This window comes from Lysobacter sp. BMK333-48F3, from assembly GCF_019733395.1.
GTDB lineage: Bacteria > Pseudomonadota > Gammaproteobacteria > Xanthomonadales > Xanthomonadaceae > Lysobacter.
On record NZ_JAIHOO010000001.1, the window covers coordinates 3,380,481 to 3,404,227 of the forward strand.

Sequence of the window (23,747 nt, forward strand, 5' to 3'; positions counted from 1 at the left end):
CTCAGGTCAGCAACTGGTCGACCAGCCAGTACAGCAGGTTGAAGGGTTTGGCGCGGTCGGCCGCGTCGCTGTCCTCGGCCGCGTCGAGCACCTTGCCCTGGCCGTCGAGCACGCTGTCGATGAAGTGCTTCAGCTCCAGGTTCTGCGCCTGCACGTCGCCGTTCTTGAAATCGACGATGGTGGTGCAGTGGCTCTCGTTGAGCTTGCGGTACTGCGGGAAGTAGCCGCCGAAGTTGTCCAGGCCGTTGAGGCGGGCTGCCAGGCGCTGGGTGTCGACGCCCCATTTGGCGTGGATCAGCGCCTGCTTGGCTTCCTGGGTCGGCGCCTGGCGGATGTCGTCGTGGAAGCGCTCGTAGGAATACGACGAGTAGTTCAGGTCCTTCCAGAAGTGGGTGTGGCCGAGGCGATCGTTGCGGTGCTTGTTGGCCAGCGCCGGATAGATCGAGCCCAGCTCGTTCAGATCGACCTGCGGCAGGCCGGCGGAGAGGAAGGCCAGCGGCCCGTTCGGCGCGTCCAGGCCCCAGACTTCGCGGATCGTGGTCATCAGCGGCTGCGAGGGGTACTCGGCCGGATTGCCGTTGCGCGGGGTCGGGAAGATCGGGCCGGAATCGTCGATCAGGAAGCCGTTGGTCGGCGCCAGTTCGGTGCGCAGCGAGTCGAACGAGATCAGGCTGCCGGCGCCGCCGGCGCTACAGCCGGTGCTGAGCATCTGCCCCGGACGCGGCAGGTTGTCCTTGAGCCAGGCGGTGATCGCGCGGGTGTTGCGCAGGCCGTTGTGGTGCCAGACCAGCGGCGGCTTCTGTCCGCTGGGGTCGTCGTACACCGCGACCTTGTCGCCGCTGTAGATGTCGCCGGTGCAGTAGGGCACGTAGACCATGTTCCAGCCCTGGGTCTTGACCGCGTCGAAGGGGCTGACGCGGGTCACGAACGGGCTGACCAGGCTCGCGCCCGGGTTGAGCAGCTTCATGTAGTCGTCGGGCACGCCGTTGGGATTGCGCGCGCCGCGCACGCCGGTGGCGCCGGTGCAGCTGGCGTAGTCCCAGCAGGCGCCGCCGCCCTCCATGTAGATGATGGTGTTGGTGGTGTTCGGCACCCGGTTGACGAAGATCTTGTACGGCGAGCCGTTGCCGCAGATCGCACCGGTCTCGGCCGGCAGTTGCACGGTCTGCCACGAGTAGTAGGCGGCGGGGTCGAAGCCGTCGCTGCGCGCGGCGCTGCGGCTCAGCAGCGGGTAGTGGCCGCTGCGCTGGGCCGGTTGCACCGGATTGTCGGCGCGCGGCGGCGAGAACAGATTGCGCAGGGTCTGGAAGAACCCGTAATCGCCGGTTTCGGCCTGCGAGGGCAGGCTGGACAGGGCGACCAGGCCGCCCAGCATCACGGCGGCGGCGTGTCGGCTCAGGGCCATAAAACTCTCTCCTTGTTGGGCATCCGAGGGGCGGACGAGCGCCGTGCATATCGGCGCAGGCGGGGAGGGCGCGTCCGTACTGCCGCGTCTGGATAGCCCCGGCGCGAGGGCGGGTCAATCGGCTCGAGGCCGGAATTGCGTCGCGCGGCGAGTTTGTCCGCGAATGCTTACGCCGCTGTCCGCTTTTGCCCCGCAAACGATCACGGAATCGGCTCTGCGCGAGCTGATGTCGTGCGCTGCAGCATGTGATTGTCTTCGCCCAATGCGCGGACCTCGCGCGAGGCCGGGGTCGCCGTCGCCTGAGATCCGGTCGCGGCGTTTACTCGCCGGGCGTCGCGCCGGCGGTGGCGGCGGCCGAAGCGCGCCGCCGCGCCAGCACCGCCTCGCGATGGGCGATGTAGGCGTTGGAGCCGAGGATGATCGCGGCGCCGATCACGGTGTAGCTGTCCAGCGACTCGCCGAACCACAGCCAGCCGGCGGCGGCGACCAGCGGCAACTGCATGAAGCTGATCGGGGTCAGCGCCGAGACTTCGCCGAGCTTGAGCGCATGCGTCCACAGCACCTGGCCGCCGGTGCCGAACACGCCGGCGGCGACGATCCACAGCCAGTCGATGCCCTGCGGCCACTGCCATACGAACAGCGCCGGGACCAGCGACATCGGCACCCAGAACGCGTAGGTGTACAGGACGATGGTGTTGGCCGAGTCGATCCGCGACAGCTGCTTGATCTGGATCGAGATCACCCCGCCCAGCACCGCGGCCAGCAATGCGGCCAGGCTGTCGATGGAGAACTCGGCCGAACCCGGGCGCACGATCACCAGCACGCCGAGGAAGCCGGCGGCGACCGCCAGCCAGCGCCGCGCGCGCACCTGTTCGTGCAGGAACAGCACCGCGGCGATGGTGACGAAGATCGGGGTCGAATAGGTCAGCGAGATCGCCTGCGCCAAGGGCAGGTGGCCGATCGCCCAGAACCCGGCCAGCATCGAGCATATGCCGATCAGGCAGCGCACGAAGTACTTGGGCAGCTGGCGGGTGCGCAGGTCCGCGCGCTGCGCGCCCAGCAGCAGCGGCAGCACCGCGAGCAGGCCGAACAGATTGCGGAAGAAGGCGATCTCGAAGGTGTGCAGCGACTGCGAGGCGAAACGGATCGCGATCGTCATCACCCCGAACGACAGGGTGCTGGCCAGCATCAGGCCGGCCGCGCGCAGCGGATGCGCCGGCGCGGCGTTCACCAGCTCGCGCCGACGACGCGCGGCTCGGGTTCGATGGCGATGCCGAAACGCAGCTGCACCGAGTCGGCGATGCGCCGGGCCAGGTCGAGCAGTTGCCGGCCGCTGGCCTGGCCGTGGTTGACCAGGACCAGGGCGTGCGCGGCGGACACGCCGGCGTCGCCGTCGCGATGGCCCTTCCAGCCGCAGGCGTCGATCAGCCAGGCCGCCGACAGCTTGCGCGTGTCCGGGTCCGGACCGCGGAACACCGGCGCTTGCGGATGCAGCGCCTGCAGGGCTTCGGCCTGCGCCGCCGGTACGATCGGGTTCTTGAAGAAACTGCCGGCGTTGCCGAGCACCGCCGGGTCCGGCAGCTTGCGCCGGCGGATCGCGATCACCGCCTCGGCCACCGCGAGCGGGGTCGGCGCGGCCACGCCCATCGCCGCCAGTTCCTCGCCGATGCCGGCGTAGTCCAGGCGCAGTTGCGGCCGGCGCGACAGGGCGAATTCGACCGCGACGATCAGATAGCGGTCGGGGGCCTGCTTGAACAGGCTGTCGCGATAACCGAACCGGCACTGCGCGGCGTCGAAGCGGTGCCAGCGCGCCGTCGCCGGCTCGTAGGCCTCGACCGCATGCACGAACTCGCGCACTTCCACCCCGTAGGCGCCGATGTTCTGGATCGGCGCGGCGCCGACCGTGCCCGGAATCAGGGCCAGGTTTTCCAGGCCGGCGTGGCCTTGCTCGAGCATCCGCATGACGAAGCCGTGCCAGGGCGCGCCGGCGTCGGCGCGGACGATGGCGCGTTCGCCGTCGTCCTCGAGGGTGCGCACTGCGCGGCCGCTGAGTTCGAGCACGGCGCCAGCGGGATCGCCGGCGAACAGCAGGTTGCTGCCGCCGCCGAGCACCAGGGCCGGGCCGTCGCGCAGTTCCGGCAGCGCCAGGGCCTGCGGCAGCGCGGCGGCGTCGTCGACGCCGACCAGCCAGGGCGCGCGCGCCTGTACGCCGAAACTGTTGCGGTCGCGGAGGGACACGTCGCGCTGCACGCGCACGCTGGAGTTCATGCGCTGGGGCCTGCGGCTACGGGGGCGGAAGCGGGGATGGAAAAAGAAAGCAGGATGGCGGCGCGCTCAGATCGTCGGCGGCATGTTGCCGCGGCTGGGCGCTTCCTTGCGGCGGCGGATCGCCTCGACGCATTCGTCGACCAGCGCCGGGCCGCGATAGACCAGGCCCGAATAGCACTGCACCAGGCTGGCGCCTGCGGCCATCTTGGTCACCGCGTCGGCGCCGGACAGGATGCCGCCGACGCCGATCATCGGAATGCTTTCCGGCAGGCGGGTGCGCATCTTGCGCAGCACCGCGGTCGATGGCGCCATCAGCGGCCGGCCGGACAGGCCGCCGGCCTCGCCCGCATAGGGGCTGCCTTCGATGCCGTCGCGGGCGATGGTGGTGTTGGTGGCGATGACGCCGTCGACCTGCAGCTCGCTCAGCACCCGGCTGGCGGCCTCGATGTCGTCGTCGGACAGGTCGGGCGCGATCTTGACCAGCATCGGCACGCGCCGGCCTTCGCGCGCGCCGAACTTCTCCTGCGCCTCGCGCAGGGTGCCGATCAGGCGGCGCAGCGACTGTTCTTCCTGCAGCTCGCGCAGGCCGGCGGTGTTCGGCGAGGAGATGTTGACGGTGATGTAGTCCGCCAGCGGATAGACCCGCTCCAGGCAGTACAGGTAGTCGTTCTCGGCGCGCTCGTTCGGCGTGTCCTTGTTCTTGCCGATGTTGATGCCGAGCAGGCCGCGCTTGCGCCGCGCCTTGGCCACGTTGCGCACCAGCGCCTCGACGCCTTCGTTGTTGAAGCCCAGGCGGTTGATCACCGCCTGCTGCTCGGCGAGGCGGAACATGCGCGGGCGCGGATTGCCCTCCTGCGGCTTGGGCGTGACCGTGCCGATTTCGACGAAGCCGAAGCCCAGCGCCAGCAGCGCATCGATATGCGCGCCGTTCTTGTCCAGGCCGGCGGCCAGGCCGACCGGGTTGGGGAAGGTCAGGCCGAGGACCTTGGTCGGCAGCGGCTTGGGCGTCCGCGCCATCAGCGGATTGAGGCCGGTGCGATAAGCGGTTTCCAGCGCCGTCAGGCCGAGGCCATGGGCTCGTTCGGCGTCCAGGCCGAACAGGAAGGGTCGGGCGAGGCTGTACACGAGGTCGTTGGGGGCGCTCGGGGACGGGAACGCCGATTATCGCCGATGCCGCGCCGCGCCGCGACCTCGACGGGGCGTTTGTGGCCGAAAACCGTCACTCGCCGGGGCGGACTGTGACGCGGCGGGGCGGCCGGGGCGGGGCCGGGACCTGCGCCGCGTCGCGCCGACGGATCGGCTTGCGCACGGCGCCGGGGAAAACGCGCGCCGCCGCAGGGCGACGCGCGCGGCCGGGCTCAGGGATCGGCCGGGCAGTCCAGGGTGCTGACGCAGTCGGCGTAGCGCAGCTCGCAGGCCTGGGCCTGGTTCGGCGTTTCGGCGACGAGCACGCAGTGCTCCCAGGCGATGCGGCATTGCCGGCAGCGTTCCTCGTCGGGCGAGGTCGCCGCCGCGGCGGCGGCGAAGCCGAACGCGGCCAGGGCCAGGGTCAGGCGGATACGTCGGGTCGGGCGGTGGCTCATCCTTGCGTCTCCTTGCAGTGGATGCGGTGCGGCGACGCGCCCGCTCGGGCGCGGCGCGCGGGCAGGGCTGGGGCGTTCAGGGCTCGAGCTGGCAGCCGTAGGCGGTCAGGCAGGCGCGGTACTGCATGAAGCAGCTCGGGCGCGCGTCGGGGGTGTAGAGCTGGCAAGGCTCGAGCACGTTGGTGCGGCACTCCTCGCAGCGGTCGACCGCCGCGAAGGCGGTGATCGAGGCGGCGAAACCGAACACGCCGGCGGCGAGCGCGGCGAGGCGGGCGGTGCGGGTCCATCCTTTCCATGCGGCTTTCATCGAAACGTCCTGTTCGTCGCCAGTCCGTCTGGCCCGGCCACGCTAGGCGCGCGCGGCGGGGCGGACAAGCTGCGCCGCAGCACGTGCGGCGCGAGCGGACCGGCGCCAGCGGCGCGCGGCCGCGCAGTGCGCCAGCGCGCGCTTGGTCAGTGGCTGCTGCCGGCCATCGCCGCGATCGCGGCCAGGCCGCCGAAGAACAGCACGATCACCACGATGCTGACGATGGCGATGACCACCGAGGCCCAGCCCAGGATCAGGCCGCCGATGGCCAGGCCGTCGCCGTCGTAGCGGTCGGGCTCGCGGCGGATCTGGCCGCGCGCCATGTGGCCGGTGACGATCGCGCCGAGGCTGCCGAGGATCGGCAACAGGGTCCAGCCGAGGATGCCGGCGATCAGGCTGATGATGGCCAGGACGTTGGTCTGGCGAACGGGTGCTTGCATCGAACGGTCCCTCGTTGCTTGAAGTTCGTCACAGCATACGACGGCGCCGGAAGGAACGAGAAACGCGCGCCTGGGCAAAGACAGGCGCGCGGCGGCCGCGCAGGGTGGCTTCGGCGCAGACGCGCGATCCGGGCCGGGCGGCCCGGACGGCGCAGCCGCGGCGCTCAGGCGTCGGGCGGCAGGCTGATCGGACAGCCGTTGGCCATTTCGCAGGCCCACATCTCTTCCAGGCAGGGCTGCGGGTCGGGGCTGTTGGCGCGGCAGGCGTAGTAGCCGGCCAGGCAGTGGTCGCATTGCGGCATCGCCGCGGACGCGGTCAGCGCGGCGGCGAAGGCGAACGCGCCCAGGGCGAGCGCGGCGGTACGGCTGGAAGTGCGGTTCCTTGCTTTCACGGGCATTCCCCTCGATGTCGCCAGTCCGTCTGGCGGATCCATGCTAGGGACGCGAACGCGGCGATTACGCCGATGCGGTCGCGGTCCGCGATCGAAGGCGCGGAACGGATTCGCAGCCTCGGTCACAAAACAGGGCGGCCGTCGCCGGCCGCCCTGTCGGGTCGCATCGAAGCCGGCCGAGGCCGGCGTGCGGATTACAGATCGAACTTGATGCCCTGCGCCAGCGGCAGCGCATCGGAGTAGTTGATCGTGTTGGTCTGGCGGCGCATGTAGGCGCGCCAGGCGTCGGAACCCGATTCGCGGCCGCCGCCGGTTTCCTTCTCGCCGCCGAAGGCGCCGCCGATTTCGGCGCCGGAGGTGCCGATGTTGACGTTGGCGATGCCGCAATCCGAACCGGCCGCGGACAGGAAGGCCTCGGCGGCCTTCAGGTTGGCGGTGAAGATCGACGAGGACAGGCCCTGCGGCACGTCGTTCTGCAGTTCGATCGCTTCCTCGAGCTGCTTGAACTTCATCACGTACAGGATCGGCGCGAAGGTTTCGGTCTGCACCACTTCGGCGTCGTTGCTCAGGCCGGTGACGATCGCCGGCAGGACGAAGTTGCCCTTGCGATCGATGCGCTCGCCGCCGGTCTCGACCTTGCCGCCGGAGGCCTTGGCCTTGGCGATCGCGTCGAGGTAGGCCTGCACGCCGTCCTGGCTGTTGAGCGGGCCCATCAGGTTGGCCGGATCGGTCGGGTCGCCGATCTTCTTCTCGACCTGCTTGTAGGCCGCGACCAGCTTGGCCAGCACGTCGTCATAGATCGACTCGTGCACGAACAGGCGGCGGGTGGTGGTGCAGCGCTGGCCGGCGGTGCCGACCGCGCCGAAGGCGATCGCCGGGATCGCCAGCTTCAGGTCGGCGCTGGCGTCGACGATGATCGCGTTGTTGCCGCCCAGCTCGAGCAGCGAACGGCCCATGCGGCGGGCGACGCGCTCGCCGACCTGGCGGCCGACCTTGGTCGAGCCGGTGAAGCTGACCAGGGCGATGCGCTTGTCGTCGACGAAGTTCGAGGCCAGCTCGGTGCCGGCGTCGTTGAACAGATAGAACAGGTCCGGGAAGCCGCCGGCGCGCAGGGCGTCGTTGCAGATCTTCATGGACGCGATCGCCGACAGCGGGGTCTTGGGCGAGGGCTTCCAGATCGAGATGTCGCCGCAGATGGCGGCGATGAACGAGTTCCACGCCCACACCGCGACCGGGAAGTTGAACGCCGAGATGATGCCGACCAGGCCCAGCGGGTGCCACTGCTCGTACATGCGGTGGCCCGGACGCTCGGAATGCATGGTCAGGCCGTACAGCTGGCGCGACAGGCCGACCGCGAAGTCGCCGATGTCGATCATCTCCTGGACTTCGCCGTCGCCCTCCGGCTTGGACTTGCCCATTTCCAGCGCGACCAGCGAACCCAGCGCGTCCTTATGCTTGCGCAGCGCGTCGGCGCACAGGCGGATCGCTTCGCCGCGGCGCGGCGCCGGGGTGGTGCGCCAGACCTTGAACGCAGCCTGGGCGCGCTCGACGATGGTCTCGTAGTCGTTCTGCGAGGAGGCCTGCACGCGCGCCAGCACTTCGCCGTCGGTCGGGTTGATCGGCTCGAGCACGCCCGCGTCGGCGGTCGTCGCCCACTCGCCATGGCCGAGGTAGGTGCCGGACTCGTTGTCTTTGAGTCCCAGGGCGGCGAGAACGGGGTGGGTCATACCGGAAGCTCCATGTGGTGCCGCGCCGGGGGGCGCGGCGAAACGGGAAGGGCGCCCGCGAGGGCGGGGCGACGCGCTGGGCGCGGCGCCGGGATTGGCGACCCCGACACGATTCGAACGTGTGACCTTCCCCTTAGGAGGGGGATGCTCTATCCAGCTGAGCTACGGGGCCGGCGTTTAAAATCAGTTACTTAGATCGTCCGCTCCAAGCTGCTGCGCTAACGATGCGCTAGAACCTCAGCTTATCCACAGAGTCTTGGCCGCCTCAGGCGCCCATCGAGCATTCCTCTGTGTGGTCTTGTAGTCGGCGCGACCAGCCAATAATTGTACCCGCCGCAGCGGTACCCCGGCCATGACCGGGCAGGTGCACGGGATAGGCCGTCGCCGGTGCAGCTTGCCCCGAGCCTCAGCGCCTGGCGTCCGCAGCGAAGCCGCGACCGCCGCTACGGTGCGCACAGCGCGGTCCCGGCAGCCCGGGCCGGCGATGGCGTTCGATCCCGGTGCGGCGCTTACGGCGCCAGGCATTCGCCCTGCTGCTTGAGCTTGTCCAGCAGCTCGGGATGGGTATCGGCGACATACCGACACACCAGTCCCTTGCCGTACTCGCCGAAGATGCGCCGTCCCGGTTCGGAGGACATGACGGCCAGGGTCTTGGCGTAGCACTCGGTGCCGACGAAGCGCTCGAGCGCTTGCTGCCGTTGCGGCGGCAGCGCCTGCAACTGCGCCACGATCTCGTTCGGCGAGGTGGCCTTGCGGCTGGCGGCCATCATCGCCGCGCCGTCCTCGGACTCGACGAACGCCAGGCAGGGTTCGAACTGTTGCGCCGGCAGGACCTGCGACAACAGCGGTTCGAGCTTGGCGGCCAAGGCGCCGGTGTCGAAGCCGGCGAGCGCGGCTTCGGCGACCGCGCGAAGCCTGGGATCGCTGGCGGTTTGCTCCACCAACTGCTGGTTCAGCGCATGCTTGCCGTGAAACACGTCGAACAGATAGACGACCAGCTTGGCCGGGCCGGTCGGCGCGGTTTCGGCCGGGGCGGGCGGAGCGGCGAAGCAGGCCGAACCGAACAGCAGCGCAGGAACAGCCGCCGCGAGGGCGCGCCTGGAAAGATGCATCGAACAATCCCCTGAAGTGCGGCGCGCGAGATCGCGCCGATCGAATGGCGCCGCCCGTCGCTGCGGCGGCACGGCGCATTCTGGCAGAGCCAGTTGCGTCCCTGCGAGTGATGCGGTCCCCGGTGCCGATCGGTTCGCGAAATCCGGTCGGTTGTCTGCAGGAGCGGCGTCCCACGGGATTTCCTCCGGTCATCAGCCGCGACCGCCGAAGCGGTTTTCGCAAGCGTGGTCACCCGAAACCGCGAAGAAACGGTTGATTGTCCTGGTCTCCGATTGTCCGGAGTTTGATTGTCCGGAGTTTGATTGTCCGCAGTTTGATGGTCCGCAGTTTCGGGCACCGGCGTGGTATTGCACCGCTTCGGTGGTCGCGGCTGACGCCGCTCCTACAGGAGGCGGCGCGTTGCGTCGGCGGATGCGCCGGCGGCGAAAACGCGAACGCCCCGCGCGGGGCGGGGCGTTCGGGCTTGCGACGGACGCAGGCGGCGCTGCCGGCTTACTCCACCGACAAGCCCTCGACCTTCTGCCAGCCGCGCGGCAGCAGGCCGCCGCGGGTGGCGCGGGCGCCGAGGTAGGGCTCCAGTTCCTTGAACGACAGGCCCATGCTGCGCGCGCCGGACTTGATGCTCAGGGTCTGGCCCGGGGCGACCACCGCCACCGCGACCACGCGCTCGGTGCCGAGCTTAGCCTTGGGGATGTCGATGATCTTGTTGCCCTTGCCCTTGTCCAGTTCGGGCAGCTCGGAGACCGGGAACGCGAGCAGGTGGCCGACGTTGGTCACCGCGACCACGCGATCCTGGTCGACGTCGCCGACCGGCGCCGGTTGCAGCACCTTGGCGTTCGGGGTCAGCGACAGCATCGCCTTGCCGGCCTTGTTGCGGCCGGTGAGGTTTTCGAAGCGGGTGACGAAGCCGTAGCCGTGGCTGCTGGACAGCACGAAGCGGGTGTCGTTGTCGCCGGCCGCGACCGCCTGGAACGAGGCCCCGGCCGCCGGCGAGAAGCGCCCGGTCAGCGGCTCGCCGTTGCCGCGCGCCGAAGGCAGGCTGTGGATCAGGCTGGAATAGGCGCGGCCGGTCGAATCCAGGAACGCGACCTGCTGGGTGCTGCGGCCCTTGGCCGCGGCCAGCAGGCCGTCGCCTTCGCGGTAGTTGAGGGTGGCCGCGTCGATGTCGTGGCCCTTGGCCGCGCGCACCCAGCCCTTTTCGCTGACCACCACGGTCATCGGCTCGCTGGCGACCAGTTCGGTCTCCGACAGCGCCTGCGCGGCGTTGCGCGCGACCAGCGGCGAGCGGCGCGCGTCGCCGAACTTCTTGGCGTCGGCAAGCAGTTCGTCCTTGATCAGCTTCTTCAGCTTGGTCTTGCTGGCCAGGATCGCGACCAGTTGCTCGCGTTCCTTCTCCAGTTCGGCCTGTTCGCCGCGGATCTTCATTTCCTCCAGGCGCGCCAGCTGGCGCAGGCGGGTCTCGAGGATGTAGTCGGTCTGCTCTTCGCTCAGGTCGAAGCGCTTCATCAGCACCGGACGCGGCTCGTCCTCGGTGCGGATGATGCGGATCACCTCGTCCAGGTTCAGGAACGCGACCAGCAAGCCCTGCAACAGGTGCAGGCGGCGGTTGACCTTGTCCAGGCGGTGATTGAGGCGGCGGGTGACGGTGTCGCTGCGGAAGCTCAGCCACTCGGTCAGGAAGGCCTTGAGGCCCTTGACCTGCGGCCGGCCGTCCAGGCCGATCACGTTGAAGTTGACCCGGTAGCTGCGCTCCAGGTCGGTGGTCGCGAACAGATGGCCCATCAGCTGGTCGACGTCGACCCGGTTGGAGCGCGGCACCAGCACGATCCGGGTCGGATTGGCGTGGTCGGACTCGTCGCGGATGTCTTCCAGCCACGGCAGCTTCTTGGCCCGCATCTGGGTCGCGATCTGCTCGATGATCTTGCCCGGCGAGGTCTGGTAGGGCAGGGCGGTGATGACGATGTTGCCGCCGTCCTTCTCGAACACGGCGCGGGCGCGCACGCTGCCCAGGCCGCTTTCGTACATCGCGATCAGGTCGGCGCGCGGGGTGATGATCTCGGCGGTGGTCGGATAGTCCGGGCCGAGCACGTGCTCGCACAGGTCGCGGGTGGTCGCGTCCGGATCGTCGAGCAGGCGCACGCAGGCGCTGACCACTTCGTTGAGGTTGTGCGGCGGCACGTCGGTGGCCATGCCGACCGCGATGCCGGTGGTGCCGTTGAGCAGCAGGTGCGGCAGCCGCGCCGGCATCCAGGTCGGCTCTTCCAGGGTGCCGTCGAAGTTCGGGTCCCAGTCGACCGTGCCCTGGCCGAGCTCGCCGAGCAGGACTTCGGCGATCGGGGTCAGCTTGGACTCGGTGTAGCGCATCGCCGCGAACGACTTGGGATCGTCGCTGGAACCGAAGTTGCCCTGGCCCTCGATCAGCGGATAGCGGTACGAGAACGGCTGGGCCATGAGCACCATCGCCTCGTAGCAGGCGCTGTCGCCGTGCGGATGGTATTTGCCGATCACGTCGCCGACGGTGCGCGCGGACTTCTTCGGCTTGGACGCGGCGTTCAGGCCGAGCTCGCTCATCGAATAGATGATGCGGCGCTGGACCGGCTTGAGGCCGTCGCCGAGGAAGGGCAGGGCGCGGTCCAGGACCACGTACATCGAGTAGTCGAGGTAGGCGCGCTCGGCGTACTCGCGCAGGGGGATCTGTTCGAAGCCGTGGAAGACCGGACGTACGGGATCAGTCATGGAACCTGGGGCTGGGTAGGGCTGACCGGGGATTCTAACCGGGCAGGGGGTGGCGGGGACGTCGCGGCCGCGGCGGCATCCGCCGCGCCGGCCGCCGCACCGGCTCTGCGGCCGATCCGGCCGGCGCGGTATCCTGCCAGCCCTCCATCGCTCAGCCTGAGACCGCCATGCCGAGTCGCCTGCGCCGCCTGCTCATGCCGATCCTGTGCCTGGCCGCGGCCGGCATCGGCATCGCCGCGGCGATGGCCGCGCAGGCGCCGCGCGGCGCGCCGGTCTGGTCCTACAAGGTCGTCGCCCGCTACCCGCACGACCCGGGCGCGTTCACCCAGGGGCTGATCTTCCGCGACGGTTTCCTGTACGAAAGCACCGGCCTCAACGGTCGTTCGACGGTGCGCAAGGTCAAGCTCGACACCGGCGAGGTGCTGCAGCGGGCCAATCTGCCGGCCTCGGTGTTCGGCGAGGGACTGACCGACCGCCAGACCGAGCGCGGCCGCCAGCTGCTGGTGCTGACCTGGACCTCGCGCGCCGGCTACATCCTCGACATGGGCAGCTTCGCCACCGCCGGCACCTTCAGCTACCCGGGCGAGGGCTGGGGCCTGACCCGCTCGCAGGACACCGTCTACCTCAGCGACGGCAGCGCCCAGATCCGCCTGCTCGACCCGAAGACGCTGAAGGAGCGCGGCCGGATCGAGGTGCGCGACGGCGGCCGCGCGATCGACCAGCTCAACGAACTGGAATGGGTCAAGGGCGAGATCTACGCCAACGTCTGGCAGACCGACCGGATCGTCCGGATCGACCCGAAGAGCGGGCGCGTGCTCGGCTGGATCGACCTCAGCGGCCTGTTGTCGCGCCACGGCAGCGGCGGCCGCGGCGCCGACGTGCTCAACGGCATCGCCTACGACGCCGCGCGCGACCGGCTGTTCGTGACCGGCAAATGGTGGCCGGACCTGTTCGAGATCAAGCCGGTGGCGCCGGCCGGCGGCAAGCGCTGATCGCGCCCTCGAAACCGCGCCCTCGAAAACTGCGTCTCGATACTCGCGCCGCGCCCGCCGGCGGCGCGGTCGCATGCCGCGGTGAGCCTGTCCCTCGCAGCTGACGAATTTGTCAGCGCCGCGACAGCCTGACGTCCGCGCACGCGGCCTAGAGTCGGCGCAGGTTCCGCGTGCATCCCCTGCGCGGCCCTGCGCGGCGCCGCGGCTTGCCCGGCGCCGCGTCCTCCCCCGCTGCCAAGGACGCCGCACATGCCCACCGCCGATCGCACGTTGTCGCCCCGCGCCCGCAAGCGCGCCTACGCCGTCGCCGCCCTGGCCGCCGCGCTGGCGGCGGGGCTGGCCTGGGGCGGTTTCGGCAGCCGCGGCGCGGCCCCGCCGAAGCCGCCGCCGCCGGTGCCGGTGACCTTCGCCAGCGTCGAACGCCGCGACGTACCGCACTGGCAGGAAACCGTCGGCACCGTGACTTCGCTGCAAAGCGCGGTGCTGCGCCCGCAGGTCGACGGCGTGCTGACCCAGGTGCTGTTCCGCGAAGGCCAGACGGTCAAGCGCGGCCAGTTGTTGGCGCGCATCGACGACCGCGCGATCCGCGCCGGTCTCGACGGCGCCCAGGCGCAGCGCGAGCGCGACGCCGCGCAACTGCGCGCGGCCCAGTCCGACCTGGGCCGGTTCCGCCAGCTGTCCGGCGCGCAGCTGATCGCCAAGCAGATGCTCGACCAGCAGGCCGCCTCGGTGCAGCAGTTGCAGGCCACCGCGCAAGGCAGCCAGGCGGCGATCGACGCCGCCCAGGTGCAGCTGTCCTACACCCGCATCGTCTCGCCGATCGACGGCCGGGTCGGCTTGCGCCGGGTCGATCCGGGCAACCTGGTGCGCAGCGGCGACGAACAGGGATTGGTCACGGTGCAGCAGGTCGATCCGATCTCGGTGGTGTTCGCCCTGACCCAGGACCAGTTGCCGGCGCTGCGCGCGGCCCAGGCCGCCGGGCCGGTCGCGGCGCAGGCGCTGGACCGCGACGCCGGCCAGGTGCTGGGCGAAGGCGAACTGCGGGTGATCGACAATCAGGTCGACGAAGCCACCGGCACGGTGCGTTTGCGCGCGGTATTCGGCAACGCCGGCGACCGCCTGTGGCCGGGCCAGTTGGTCAGCGTGCGGGTGCGCACCGGCGAAGAGCGCGGTGCGACCGTGGTCGCCAGCGACGCCGTGCAGCGCGGCGTCGACGGCAGTTTCGTCTACCGTCTCGGCGGCGACGGCAAGGTCGCGGCGGTGCCGGTGCAGGTCGGCTACCAGGACGAGGCGCTGGCGGTGGTGCGCGGGGTCGCCCCGGGCGACACCGTGGTCCGCGACGGCCAGTCGCGGCTCAAGCCCGGCAGCGCGGTGGTCGCGGCCAAGCCCGCGCCGACGGTGACGCGATGAGCGCGCCGTCCGGCCGGCACGGCGCCGGCTCGACCACCCAACGGCTGGTGCAGCGCGCCTCGATCTCGGCCTGGTTCGTGCGCCATCCGGTCGCGACCACCCTGCTGACCGCAGCGGTGGTCCTGCTCGGCGTGTTCGCCCAGCCGCGCCTGCCGGTGGCGCCGCTGCCGCAGGCCGAGTTCCCGACCATCCGCATCGGCGCCAGCCTGCCCGGGGCCAGCCCGGACACCATGGCTTCGGCGGTGGCCACGCCGCTGGAGACCCAGCTCACCGCGGTGCCGGGCATCACCGAGATGACCTCCAGCAGCGCGCTGGGCACGACCTCGATCACCCTGCAGTTCGCGCTCGGCAAGAGCATCGACACCGCCGCGCAGGAAGTGCAGGCGGCGATCAACGCCGCCGCCGGGCGGCTGCCCGCGGACATGCCCTCGCTGCCGACCTGGCGCAAGGTCAACCCGGCCGACAGTCCGATCCTGGTGCTGAGCGTGGTCGCGCCGCAGATGTCGCTGACCGAACTCAGCGACCTGGTCGAGACCCGGCTGGCGCGCAACCTGACCCAGATCGACGGCGTCGCCGAAGTCTTCATCGCCGGCCAGCAACGGCCGGCGATCCGGATCCAGGCCTCGCCCGAGCGCCTGGCCGCGCTGGGCCTGACCCTGGCCGACCTGCGCGAGGTCGCGCGCAACGCCAGCGTCAACCAGGCCAAGGGCGCGCTGGTCGGCGAGCGGCGCATGTCGACCCTGGCCGCGAACGACCAGTTGTTCCGCGCCGAGGACTACGAAAAGCTGGTGGTGACCTACCGCGACGGCGCGCCGGTGCGCCTGGGCGAGGTGGCCAAGATCGGCTTCGGCGCCGAGAACGACTACGTCTACGCCTGGCCCAACGGCCAGCCCGGCCTGGCCCTGGTGATCAACCGCCAGCCCGAGGCCAACATCATCGCCACCACCGACGCGGTGCTGGCGGCGTTGCCGCGATTGCAGGCCGGCTTGCCGGCCAGCGTCGAGGTCGCGGTGCTCAACGACCGCACCCGCACCATCCGCGCCTCGCTGCACGAGGTCGAACTGACCCTGGGCGTGACCGTGCTGCTGGTGGTGCTGGTGATGGGTCTGTTCCTGCGCCAGCTATCGGCGACGATGATCGTCGGCGCGGTGCTGCTGGTCGCGCTGGTGGCGACCTTCGCCGCGATGTACGCGCTGGGCTACAGCCTCAACAACCTGACCCTGGTGGCGCTGGTGATCGCGGTCGGCTTCGTCGTCGACGACGCGATCGTGGTGATCGAGAACATCCACCGCCACCGCGAGGCCGGGTTGGGCGCGCTGGAGGCGGCGCTGAAGGGCGCCGGCGAGATCGGCTTCACCGTGGTCTCGATCAGCCTGTCGCTGATCGCCGCCTTCATCCCCTTGCTGTTCATGGGCGGCGTGGTCGGGCGCTTGTTCGCCGAGTTCGCGATGACGGTGACGGTGGCGATCCTGATCTCGATCGTCGCCTCGCTGACCCTGGCGCCGATGCTGGCGGCGCGCTACATGCGCGCGCCGCCGAAGCACGACGCGGCGCGCCCCGGCTGGCCGCAGCGCCTGATCGCCGGCTACGACCGCAGCCTGCGTTGGGCGCTGGACCGCCAGCGCGCGGTGCTGGCCGCGTTCGCCGCGACCCTGGCGGTGGCGGTGCTGGCCTACAGCCTGATCCCGAAGGGCTTCTTCCCGCTGCAGGACACCGCCTTCGTGTTCGCCACCACCGAGGCGGCGCAGGACATCTCTTTCGAGCAGATGCGCGCCAAGCACCTGCAACTGGCCAAGATCGCCGAGGGCGACCCGGCGATCCAGACCTATATGCATTCGGTCGGCGCCACCGCCGGCAGCCAAAGCCTGTCCAACGGCCGCTTCTGGTTCATCCTCAAGGACCGCGGCGACCGCGACGTCTCCGCCGACCAGTTCATCGACCGGATGCGGGCCAAGTTCGCCGCGGTGCCGGGCATCGCCATCTATATGCGTTCGGCGCAGGACATCAACCTCGGCGTCGGCCCGGCGCGCACCCAGTACCAGTACGCCCTGCGCGGCCAGGACAGCCGCGAACTGTCGGTCTGGGCCGACCGTCTGACCGAGCGCCTGCGCGCGCTGCCGCAACTGCAGGACGTGTCCAACGACCAGCAGATCGGCGCCGCGGTGACCCGGCTGAGCATCGACCGCACCGCCGCGGCGCGTTTCGGCCTCAGCGCCGCCGACATCGACCAGGCCCTGTACGACGCTTTCGGCCAGCGCCAGATCAACGAATTCCAGACCGAGACCAACCAGTACAAGGTGATCCTGGAAATCGACCCGCGCCTGCGCGGCCGGGTCGACAGCCTGGCGTATTTCCACCTGCGCTCGCCGATCAGCGGGCAGATGGTGCCGTTGTCGGCGGTGGCCAAGGTCGAGCCGGCCGAGAACGGCCCGCTGTCGATCGGCCACAACGGCATGCTGCCGGCGGTCAACATCTCGTTCAATCTCTCGCCCGGCGTGGCCTTGGGCGACGCGGTGAGGCTGGTCGAAGGCGCCGCCGGCGAGATCGGCCTGCCGGCGTCGATCTCCGGCAATTTCCAGGGCAGCGCGCAGGCTTTCCGCGATTCGCTGGCGACCCAGCCGCTGCTGATCCTGGCCGCGCTGCTGGCGGTCTACATCATCCTCGGCGTGCTCTACGAGAGCTTCGTCCATCCGCTGACGATCCTGTCGACCCTGCCGTCGGCCGGGGTCGGCGCGGTGCTGATGCTGTGGCTGTGGAAGCTGGATTTCTCGATCATGGCCCTGATCGGCATCGTGCTGCTGATCGGCATCGTCAAGAAGAACGGCATCCTGCTGGTCGACTTCGCCCTCGACGCCCAGCGCCAACGCGGCCTGTCGCCGCGGGAGGCGATCCACGAGGCCTGCCTGACCCGGTTCCGGCCGATCATGATGACCACCTTGGCGGCGCTGCTCGGCGCGGTGCCGCTGATGCTCGGCCTGGGCACCGGCTCGGAGCTGCGCCAGCCGCTGGGCGTGGCGGTGGTCGGCGGCCTGCTGGTCAGCCAGTTGCTGACCCTGTACACCACGCCGGTGATCTACCTGGCCCTGGACCGGCTGTTGCTGCAGCGTCGCCGCGTGGCGGCGATGCAGGCGCCGGCGGACGCTTCCGCGGCCGTCGCGGAGGGGTAGGATGAGCCCCCGGAGCCCCTAGCGATGAAGCGCCTGCCGCGATGAAGCTGCTGATCGTCGAAGACGAGGTCAAGACCGCCGACTACCTGCGCGACGGCCTGGCCGAGCAGGGCTGGACCGTCGACGTCGCCCGCGACGGCGTGTCCGGCCTGCATCTGGCGCGCGAACTCGACTACGACGTGATCGTGCTCGACGTGATGCTGCCGGGCATGGACGGTTTCGCCGTGCTGCGCGAGCTGCGCACGCGCAAGCAGACCCCGGTGATCATGCTGACCGCGCGCGACCGCGTCGACGACCGCGTGCACGGCCTGAGCGCCGGCGCCGACGATTACCTGGTCAAGCCTTTTTCCTTCATCGAACTGCTGGCGCGGCTGCAGGCGCTGGTCCGGCGCGGCCGCCAGCAGGAGCCGACCGAGCTGGTCGTCGGCGACCTGCAGATCAACCTGATCGCCCGGCGCGCGTTCCGCGACGGCGTGCGCCTGGACCTGACCGGCAAGGAGTTCGCCCTGCTGGCCCTGCTGGCCCAGCGCCGCAGCCAGATCCTGTCCAAGACGGTGATCGCGGCGCAGGTCTGGGACATCAACTTCGACAGCAACACCAACGTGGTCGAGGTCGCGATCAAGCGCCTGCGGACCAAGATCGACGGCCCGTTCCGCAGCAAGCTGCTGCACACCGTGCGCGGCATGGGCTACGTGCTGGAGGTGCGCGAGGACGAGCGCGAAGGCCTCGCGCCCGGGCGGGTGCCGGCATGAGCCGCCTGTCGATCGCCCAGCGCCTGGCGGCGATGTTCGCCCTGGCCGCCTTGCTGGTGTTCGCCCTGGTCGGGGTGGTGCTGCACCAGGTGCTGCGCGACCAGATCGTGCGCTACCAGCACGCCGAACTCAGCACCAAGCTGCGCTCGGTCGCGCACAGCGTGGCGCTGTGCGACTCGCCGGAGCGCTGGCGCAAGGTCCAGGACAAGGTCGAGAACCTGACCACCAGCGAGCGCAATACGCGCTTCTGGGCCTGGAGCGACAGCGCGAATTTCCGCATCGGCGCCGACCACGTGCTGCCGGTGCGCGCCGCCGCGGCCCGCGATTTCGGCATGGGCACGCTCGAACAGCCCGGCATGAGCTCGCCCTACCGGACCCTGGAGCAGGTCGTGCCGGCCTACGGCCAGCGGCCGGCGGTGCGGTTGTGGATCGGCATCGATTCGCAGCCCTACGTGGCCGCGCTGCGCTCGTTCGCGCTGGCCTTCGTCGCCCTCGCCCTGGTCGGCACCGCCCTGGTGGCCTTGCTCGGCCACTGGATCGCCCGGGTCGGCCTGCGGCCGCTGCAGCGGCTGTCGAGCCAGGCGCGGACGCTGAGCCCGAGCAATCTGTCGCAGCGCCTGCGCATCGAACAGTTGCCGCCCGAGCTCGGCCACCTCAGCGGCGCCTTCAACGGCGCCCTGGACCGGCTGGAGGCGGCCTATACCCGGCTCGACGCCTTCAACGCCGACGTCGCCCACGAATTGCGCACGCCGCTGGCCAACCTGATGGGCCAGACCCAGGTCGCGCTGTCGCGGCCGCGCGAGGCGGCGCAACTGGAAGAGGTGCTGCAGTCGAACCTGGAAGAACTCGAGCGCATGCGCGGCATCGTCAACGACATGCTGTTCCTATCGCGCGCCGACCAGGGCGACATCGCCCTGGACCGCGCCTGCGTGCCGCTGGCCGCGGAGGTGGCCAAGACCGGCGAGTTCCTCGAGTACCTGCTGGAAGAGGCCGGCATGCGCCTGCGCATCGACGGCGCGGTCGACGCCTGGATCGACTCGGCGCTGTTCCGCCGCGCCATGACCAATCTGCTGCACAACGCGGTCCAGCACGGCGCGCCGGGTTCGGAGATCGTGGTCGAGCTCGGCCCCGGCATCGTCGCCGGCGGCGCCCGGGTGGCGGTGCGCAACCGCGGCCAGACCGTGGCCGCGGAGCATCTGGGGCGGATGTTCGATCGCTTCTACCGCGCCGACGCGGCGCGCGAGCACCGCGGCGAGCGCCACCACGGGCTCGGCCTGTCGATCGTCAAGGCGATCGCCGTGCTGCACGGCGGAGCGGTGTTCGCCGACAGCGGCGACGGCGTCACCACGGTCGGCTTCAGCCTGGCCGAACCGGCCGCGTTGCGCGCCTGAGGCGCGGGCGCCGCGCTCAGCGGTGCAGGTCGCCGGCGGCCTCGGGCTGATAGCGCAGGCCGAGCACGCGCAGCTGCGCGCTGCGTCCGCCCGGCAGCGGCCAGGCGATGCGCGCGCCGACCCGCAGGCCGAGCAGGGCGCTGCCGACCGGGGCCAGGATCGAGATCCGTTCGGCACGGCCGTCGGCGTCGCGCGGATAGACCAGGGCGGCCTCGCGTTCCTCGCCGGTGGCCTCGTCGACGAAGCGGATGATCGAATTCATGGTGATCACGTCGGCCGGCACCTGGGCCGGTTCGACCACCTCGGCGCGATCGAGCTCGCGGCGCAGGCCGCCCAGGTCCAGGCCGGGCGGGGCCTGGTCGAGCAGGGCTTCCAGCCGGTCGCAGTCCAGCCGCGACAGCAGCAGCGGCGGCGGCAGGCCGGAGGGGTGGGGCAGTTGTCGTTCGTTCATTGCGGGCTCCATAAGCGAGAACGGGCGACGCACTGCGTGCGCCGCCCGCGGTTCAGGGATGTCCGCGGACCTTAGCCCGCGCCCGCGGGCGCTTCAAGCCGGCCCCGACGCAAGCCGTTCCCAGGCGGAGCGCGCCTGTGCCGGATCGGGCGGCAGGCGGCGGATGAAAAAATTTATGACAAAGTCGTTGACAGCCGGTCCGCTGCAAAGCAACATACGCGCCTCGCAACGCTGAACGGCGACGCGAAAGGCCCAGGTGGCGGAATTGGTAGACGCACTAGTTTCAGGTACTAGCGGGTAAAACCGTGGAGGTTCGAGTCCTCTCCTGGGCACCAACGATAAACGACGACGAAGCTGGTAAATAGATTCGACGTCGAAGACAAGGCGAGCTGAGAAGCTCGCCTTTTTCTTTTTCTTTTTCTTTTTCCGTTTCGTTTCCTTCGCGCCGTCCGCGCATCGTCGCGGCCGATCCGCGCAACGCCCGTCGGACAGCAACCGCGCTCCGGGCGCCGGCGTCCGTCCATGCGGCATGGCCGCGCCCGGCAAGACGGCACGTTTTCTTCCCCTGTCGGCGGTACCGTCCGCCCCGTTCGGACGCTGGCCGGGGTCGCAGCCAGGGCGACGGGCGAGGCTTAACCTGTCGGTCCGCTTCGTTGCGGTGGGGGCGGCCAGTGCCGGCCTTCCCTTTCGTGGAGTGAATGCTCCAGCGCCGGATTCATAAACTTGACCGCGGTCACGGTCGAATTCAGGAAATTGCCTGGTCATAGACCATCGGCTAGGCTTTGCCGGGCAGCACCGGCCGTACAGGCCGCCGCCGTGGGGAGGCCGGGAGCGATCTCGGGGTCCGGCGGACCGCCTGCGCGGTGGACCCGGGGCGCGCCGTCGCATCCGCCGGGCCACGTTAGGAATTTCAGTTCACTAAGGAGAGGTCCCATGAAGAAGTTTGGTCTGACGGTCGTGCTGATGCTCGCGACGACGTCCGCCGCGGCGAATGAATTCATTCCCTACTACGGCAACAACCCGTTCGTGTTCTGCAAGGTCGGCGTGCCGCAGGACTGCTGGGTGCCGAAGAACATCGCCACCGGCGAGTACCGCGTGCTCAGCCGCAAGTGCTTCAAGCCTTGGTCGGCCAAGCTGTTCTCGCGCGTGTGCAAGCAGGCCTTCCCGAACGGCATGCCGGCCGGCGGCGACGCCGCCCTCGGCGCAGCGGCGGTCGGCCAGGCGGCGACCACCGGCAACTACGACGACATCAAGGACAAGGCCGACGCTTACAGCAAGGACAATTCGTCCTACGCCGACGCCTACGAGAAGAAGATGAACTACTCGCAGATCGAGAAGAAGGCGAACGCGAGCGGCCAGAACTTCAACGACATCAAGGCCCGCGCCGACGAGTACAGCCGCAGCACCGGCTTCGACCCGAACGCCTACGTGTCCGAGCAGCGCGATCCGGCCCGTGTCGATCCCTGATCGAAGCCGAGTCGGTTGCGTCCGCGACGGCCCCGAGCGATCGGGGCCGTTGTCGTTTGCGCCTGCGGACTTGGGTCCGACCGAACGGCCGGGCCTGCGGGCCTCGGCAGTGCGCGCGCAGGATCGAGCCCGCAGGAGCGGGCGCGCAGGAACGAGCCCGGCGTCGCCCGCTCGCCGGTTCCTCGCTTCGCTGCTCGCCCCGACCCGGCCGCCCGGTCGCGGCGTAACCTTCGGCTAACGTCCCGGACGAGACGCCCGGCGCACCCGCGCCGAGACGCGCGGCGCGCCGTGGGCAACGCGGCGGCGCGGGCTTGCCCGGCCGTGACGCCTCGCACGGATGCGCGCGGCAGCGCTGGCATAGTCCTGTCCGGGGAAAGAGGGGCCGACAATGGAAGAACGTCTGATCCTGGTCGACGGCGACGATCGCGCCGTGGGCGTCGGAGAGAAAATGCGCGTGCACCGCGACGGGGTGCTGCATCGCGCGTTCTCGATCTTCGTGTTCGACGAAGCCGGGCGGCTGATGCTGCAGCAGCGCGCCACCGGCAAGTACCACTCCGGCGGACTGTGGAGCAACACCTGTTGCGGCCATCCGCGCGAAGGCGAGGCCACCGAGGCCGCGGCGCACCGGCGCCTGGGCGAGGAGATGGGCTTCGATTGCGAGCTGCGCGGGGTCGCCCGCATCGTCTACCGGATCGAGGTCTCGCAAGGCCTGATCGAACACGAATACGACCATATCTTCGTCGGCCGCTACGACGGTCGGCCGCGGCCGAACCCGCTGGAAGTGCGCGACTGGGCCTGGCGCAGCGCCGCCGACCTGGATGCGGCGCTGCGCGACCGGCCGCAGGACTTCAGCGGCTGGCTGCGCTACATCCTCGAGCGCGGCGGTCCGGAAGAGCTGGAGCGCTGGCGCGAAGCGGCCGGCGAAGGCCTGGCGTCGCGCTGAGCGGCGCCAGGGCATGAAGACCGCCTGGGCCGGCGCGGCGAATGCGGCGGCCGAAGCGGTTACTGCGCCGCGCGCAGCGCCAAGGTCATGAACACGCTGTTGGGATCTTCGGCGTAGTCGGCGAACGGCGCGCACTCGACGAAGCCGTGGCGCGCATACAGCGCCCGCGCCGGGGCGAACCCGGCCATCGAGCCGGTTTCCAGGCTCAGCCGGCGGTAGCCGCGGCGGCCCGCCTCGGCGAGCAGGTGCCGCAGCATGTGCGCGGCCACGCCCTTGCGCCGATGCGCAGCGGCGGTGCGCATCGACTTGATTTCGCCATGCCCGCGGTCCAGTTCGCGCAGCGCGCCGCAGCCGAGCAGCCGGCCCTGTTCCCACACCGTCCAGAAGCTGATCCCGGGCTGGCGCAGGCCGTCCAGGTCGAGGGCGTGGATGCTTTCCGGCGGCGAGAGTTCGGCCATGTTGCGCAGGTGTTCCTGCAACAGGGCGTGGATCTCGGGGCCGCTCAGGTCGTCGGGTCGGATGTCCATCGGCAAGTTCGGGCCAGGGCGGCAGAGTGAGCGGCGGTCGCGGACGGCGCCGGTGCGCCCGCGTGCCTTAGGGGGCGTGTCGTAGGGCCGCGTGTCGTAGCGCAGGTTAACGCAATGACGGGCCGCGTCGCTCACGTGCGCCGTACGCGGCGGCGACTACAGTCGGGCCCTCCCGCGCATGCCGGACCGGAGAGCGCCCATGCCGACCCAAGCCCGTCCCTTCCTGATGTTCACCGGCCAGGCCGAGCAGGCGATGAACCGCTACGTCGCCCTGTTCGCCGACGGCCGCGGCTCGACCTGCGCCGCTACGGCGCCGAAGGGCCGGGGCCGGAAGGCAGCATCCTGGTCGCGCGCTTCCGCGTCGCCGGGCTCGAAGTCATGTGCAGCGACAGCCACGTCCAGCATGCCTTCGGCTTCACCCCGTCGATCTCGCTGTTCGTCGATTGCGACGACGAGGCCCAGCTCGACGCCCTGGCCACCGGCCTGAGCGAGGGCGGCTCGGTGCTGATGCCGCTGGACGATTACGGCTTCAGCCGCCGCTTCGCCTGGGTCGCCGATCGCTACGGCGTGTCCTGGCAGCTCAATCTGCCCTGAGCCGGGCGCGCCCGGCCGTCCGACGCGGCCAATAGCGTGACTTGTGCACGTTTTGCGCGGCGTAATTGGAGCCCGCCAGGCG

21 protein-coding genes and 2 tRNA genes are annotated in these 23,747 nt (G+C 70.3%); 9 read left to right on the forward strand and 14 right to left on the reverse strand.

Translation table 11 applies throughout. The features are described 5' to 3' along the window. Nucleotide 1 precedes the first annotated feature (1 nt). The 12 genes from K4L06_RS14490 to parC form a co-directional block, all read right to left on the reverse strand. Nucleotides 2-1,405, reverse strand: a complete 1,404-nt coding sequence (locus K4L06_RS14490) for a pectinacetylesterase family protein (RefSeq protein WP_221672049.1) — start codon at nucleotides 1,403-1,405, stop codon at nucleotides 2-4. A 319-nt stretch (nucleotides 1,406-1,724) separates the two neighbouring features. Next, nucleotides 1,725-2,594, reverse strand: a complete 870-nt coding sequence (locus tag K4L06_RS14495) for a DMT family transporter (RefSeq protein ID WP_221673644.1) — start codon at nucleotides 2,592-2,594, stop codon at nucleotides 1,725-1,727. Nucleotides 2,595-2,632: 38 nt separating this feature from the next. Beyond that, nucleotides 2,633-3,673 (reverse strand): UDP-N-acetylmuramate dehydrogenase, encoded by a 1,041-nt coding sequence (gene murB / locus K4L06_RS14500; protein ID WP_221672050.1) that lies wholly within the window; start codon nucleotides 3,671-3,673, stop codon nucleotides 2,633-2,635. 66 nt (nucleotides 3,674-3,739) lie between these two features. After that, nucleotides 3,740-4,798 carry a quinone-dependent dihydroorotate dehydrogenase gene (locus tag K4L06_RS14505; RefSeq protein ID WP_221672051.1) on the reverse strand — a complete coding sequence of 353 codons (1,059 nt, stop codon included), beginning with the start codon at nucleotides 4,796-4,798 and terminating at the stop codon, nucleotides 3,740-3,742. 233 nt (nucleotides 4,799-5,031) lie between these two features. Beyond that, complete coding sequence (locus K4L06_RS14510; protein WP_221672052.1) at nucleotides 5,032-5,256, reverse strand: hypothetical protein; 225 nt, start codon at nucleotides 5,254-5,256, stop codon at nucleotides 5,032-5,034. A 76-nt stretch (nucleotides 5,257-5,332) separates the two neighbouring features. Then, the gene (locus tag K4L06_RS14515; RefSeq protein ID WP_221672053.1) at nucleotides 5,333-5,563 is read right to left on the reverse strand and encodes a hypothetical protein; all 231 of its coding nucleotides are present in this window, start codon (nucleotides 5,561-5,563) and stop codon (nucleotides 5,333-5,335) included. Between the two features lie 146 nt (nucleotides 5,564-5,709). After that, nucleotides 5,710-6,003, reverse strand: a complete 294-nt coding sequence (locus tag K4L06_RS14520; RefSeq protein ID WP_221672054.1) for a DUF4190 domain-containing protein — start codon at nucleotides 6,001-6,003, stop codon at nucleotides 5,710-5,712. A 164-nt stretch (nucleotides 6,004-6,167) separates the two neighbouring features. Next, nucleotides 6,168-6,395 carry a hypothetical protein gene (locus K4L06_RS14525; RefSeq protein ID WP_221672056.1) on the reverse strand — a complete coding sequence of 76 codons (228 nt, stop codon included), beginning with the start codon at nucleotides 6,393-6,395 and terminating at the stop codon, nucleotides 6,168-6,170. Between the two features lie 194 nt (nucleotides 6,396-6,589). Further along, nucleotides 6,590-8,122, reverse strand: a complete 1,533-nt coding sequence (locus K4L06_RS14530; RefSeq protein WP_221672057.1) for an aldehyde dehydrogenase family protein — start codon at nucleotides 8,120-8,122, stop codon at nucleotides 6,590-6,592. A 95-nt stretch (nucleotides 8,123-8,217) separates the two neighbouring features. Beyond that, nucleotides 8,218-8,294: transfer RNA gene (locus K4L06_RS14535), tRNA-Arg, on the reverse strand. 337 nt (nucleotides 8,295-8,631) lie between these two features. Further along, nucleotides 8,632-9,234, reverse strand: coding sequence for a hypothetical protein (locus tag K4L06_RS14540; RefSeq protein WP_221672058.1), 603 nt, complete (start codon nucleotides 9,232-9,234; stop codon nucleotides 8,632-8,634). A gap of 493 nt (nucleotides 9,235-9,727) precedes the next feature. Beyond that, entirely contained in the window at nucleotides 9,728-11,971 is a 2,244-nt protein-coding gene (gene parC / locus K4L06_RS14545) for a DNA topoisomerase IV subunit A (protein ID WP_221672059.1), read from the reverse strand. A gap of 167 nt (nucleotides 11,972-12,138) precedes the next feature. Between parC and K4L06_RS14550 the strand changes: the two genes are divergently transcribed. From K4L06_RS14550 to K4L06_RS14570, 5 genes are all read left to right on the forward strand, one after another. Next, the gene (locus K4L06_RS14550) at nucleotides 12,139-12,963 is read left to right on the forward strand and encodes a glutaminyl-peptide cyclotransferase (protein WP_255595145.1); all 825 of its coding nucleotides are present in this window, start codon (nucleotides 12,139-12,141) and stop codon (nucleotides 12,961-12,963) included. Between the two features lie 249 nt (nucleotides 12,964-13,212). Then, nucleotides 13,213-14,373 (forward strand): efflux RND transporter periplasmic adaptor subunit, encoded by a 1,161-nt coding sequence (locus tag K4L06_RS14555; RefSeq protein ID WP_221672060.1) that lies wholly within the window; start codon nucleotides 13,213-13,215, stop codon nucleotides 14,371-14,373. Next, entirely contained in the window at nucleotides 14,370-17,540 is a 3,171-nt protein-coding gene (locus K4L06_RS14560) for a multidrug efflux RND transporter permease subunit (protein ID WP_305068580.1), read from the forward strand. The genes K4L06_RS14555 and K4L06_RS14560 overlap by 4 nt, the downstream gene beginning before the upstream one ends. A gap of 41 nt (nucleotides 17,541-17,581) precedes the next feature. Beyond that, nucleotides 17,582-18,292: a heavy metal response regulator transcription factor gene (locus K4L06_RS14565; protein ID WP_221672061.1), complete on the forward strand. Its 711-nt coding sequence runs from the start codon at nucleotides 17,582-17,584 to the stop codon at nucleotides 18,290-18,292. Further along, nucleotides 18,289-19,683, forward strand: a complete 1,395-nt coding sequence (locus K4L06_RS14570; RefSeq protein ID WP_221672062.1) for a heavy metal sensor histidine kinase — start codon at nucleotides 18,289-18,291, stop codon at nucleotides 19,681-19,683. Before K4L06_RS14565 ends, K4L06_RS14570 begins: the two co-directional genes overlap by 4 nt. A 16-nt stretch (nucleotides 19,684-19,699) precedes the next feature. On the opposite strand, the gene rnk is transcribed toward K4L06_RS14570, so the two are convergent. Further along, nucleotides 19,700-20,134, reverse strand: a complete 435-nt coding sequence (gene rnk, locus K4L06_RS14575) for a nucleoside diphosphate kinase regulator (RefSeq protein WP_221672064.1) — start codon at nucleotides 20,132-20,134, stop codon at nucleotides 19,700-19,702. 250 nt (nucleotides 20,135-20,384) lie between these two features. Here rnk and K4L06_RS14580 point away from each other — a divergent pair. The 3 genes from K4L06_RS14580 (at nucleotide 20,385) to idi (ending at nucleotide 22,544) form a co-directional block, all read left to right on the forward strand. Next, nucleotides 20,385-20,469 (forward strand) — tRNA-Leu (locus tag K4L06_RS14580). 598 nt (nucleotides 20,470-21,067) lie between these two features. Beyond that, the gene (locus K4L06_RS14585) at nucleotides 21,068-21,601 is read left to right on the forward strand and encodes a hypothetical protein (RefSeq protein ID WP_221672065.1); all 534 of its coding nucleotides are present in this window, start codon (nucleotides 21,068-21,070) and stop codon (nucleotides 21,599-21,601) included. Between the two features lie 388 nt (nucleotides 21,602-21,989). Beyond that, nucleotides 21,990-22,544 (forward strand): isopentenyl-diphosphate Delta-isomerase, encoded by a 555-nt coding sequence (gene idi, locus K4L06_RS14590; RefSeq protein ID WP_221672067.1) that lies wholly within the window; start codon nucleotides 21,990-21,992, stop codon nucleotides 22,542-22,544. A 59-nt stretch (nucleotides 22,545-22,603) separates the two neighbouring features. On the opposite strand, the gene K4L06_RS14595 is transcribed toward idi, so the two are convergent. Then, nucleotides 22,604-23,071 carry a GNAT family N-acetyltransferase gene (locus tag K4L06_RS14595; protein ID WP_221672069.1) on the reverse strand — a complete coding sequence of 156 codons (468 nt, stop codon included), beginning with the start codon at nucleotides 23,069-23,071 and terminating at the stop codon, nucleotides 22,604-22,606. A 114-nt stretch (nucleotides 23,072-23,185) separates the two neighbouring features. Between K4L06_RS14595 and K4L06_RS14600 the strand changes: the two genes are divergently transcribed. Continuing rightward, on the forward strand, nucleotides 23,186-23,665 hold the full coding sequence (locus K4L06_RS14600) for a VOC family protein (RefSeq protein WP_255595146.1): 480 nt from the start codon (nucleotides 23,186-23,188) through the stop codon (nucleotides 23,663-23,665). The last annotated feature ends 82 nt before the right edge of the window (nucleotides 23,666-23,747 follow it).